Source organism: Dialister sp. UBA1703, assembly GCA_002320515.1.
Lineage (GTDB): Bacteria > Bacillota > Negativicutes > Veillonellales > Dialisteraceae > Dialister.
Window position 1 is genome coordinate 5,140 of sequence record DCJJ01000154.1, and the last position, 1,484, is coordinate 6,623.

Annotated in this window: 1 protein-coding gene; it reads left to right on the forward strand. The window is 52.6% G+C overall.

Features of this window, described 5'->3' with window-relative positions; all coding sequences use genetic code 11:
- Nucleotides 1–359 precede the first annotated feature (359 nt).
- On the forward strand, nt 360–1,484 hold a 1,125-nt coding region (locus tag B2Y11_RS06885; protein WP_291057635.1), incomplete at its 3' end, for an SLC13 family permease.

Below are 1,484 nucleotides of genomic sequence, written 5' to 3' on the forward strand. Positions count from 1 at the left end.
TCCAGTTCCCTTGCCACCCCTATTCAGGGGGCAGAATAGGCCTCTCTATGTTTGCCTATAGAGTCAAAAGTTACGCTATGCTGAAAGCGGGTTGTTCTGCCCCCGCTTCCCTTTGGGGAAAGGTAGTGGCGCCAGCCACCAAAGAGGGCCGCATTTCCCTCGCGCCACAGGCGCGGTTGTATGGTTTTTACCAGCACACCAGCACCCTGGCACGCTACACCAGTTTTCTCAAACCGGCGCCCATTATGTTAAAAAGGCACTGCCTTCATTTACCATTTCCCCATTCCCTATCCCCCACTCCCCATTATTCCCAATTTCCATTATAATAGCAGAGACATCATTCATGACGGAGGTTTTTCATGATCAAAAAATATGCGGATCTGCTGCTGGCCGCGCTCTTTGCCGTTTTCACCGGCCTTTTCGTGCCCCTTTCCCCTTCCCTTCTTTGGGGAAGCATTCACTGGAATCTTCTGGGCATTCTTTTCTGCCTTATGGTCATTACGGCGGAAATCGGGAAATGGGGGATTCCCCGGGCCCTGTGCCTTCGTTTTTTCTCCGGAAAGGGGACGGTGCGGCAGATGGCACGCTTTTTCATCTTTGCCTGCTTTTTCTCTTCCATGGTGATTACCAATGACATAGCCCTCATCATTTTCGTTCCCTTTTCCATTGCCACCTTTCTGGAAATCCGGGAGCGGGCACCTCTCATTCCCCTGATTACGCTGGAAACCATAGCCGCCAATATGGGAAGTATGCTCACGCCCATTGGAAATCCGCAGAATCTTTTCATCTACGACTACTACCATCTGCCCCTTTTCACATTCCTTTCCATCACGGGGCCTGTGGTTCTTATCAGCGGCTTTCTTATCTACATGGCAGGCCGTCTTTTCCCGAAACGTACCGTTTCTTCCCTGCCGCCTATGGAAAGGCCTCTGCCGAAGAAGAAATCCCTGCTCCTCCTGTTTCTTCTTCTCCTTTCCATCCTCCATGTCCTCCGCCTTCTTCCCCTTTCCCTTGTACTGGCGGTGGTGGTGCCAGTGATGGTGATTCTTGACAGGCATGTGTTCCTCCGGGTGGATTACAAGCTGCTTCTTCTCTTCGCTCTCCTTTTCATGGCCGTAGGAAATCTGGGACGCATGGACATGGTCAGCACCTGGGCCCGGGACGTCCTGGCGGGCCGGGAGTTCTGGATTTCCCTTCTTCTCTCCCAGTTCATCAGCAACGTGCCTGCCACGGTCATGCTTTCCCCTTATACGGAAAACGCAGCGCCCCTCCTTCTTGGTGTGGACATAGGCGGCCTGGGCACCCTCATCGCCTCCATGGCCAGCCTCATTTCCTTCAAGGCCTATACCAATATCCCCTCCGCCGGAAAAAAGGAATACCTGGCCGCCTTCTCCCTGTACAACCTGACCCTTCTCTCTGTGCTCATTCTGTGGTATGTGATGGTGTATTGTGCAAGAGGGTTTAGGGAAGCACTGATTAATTCA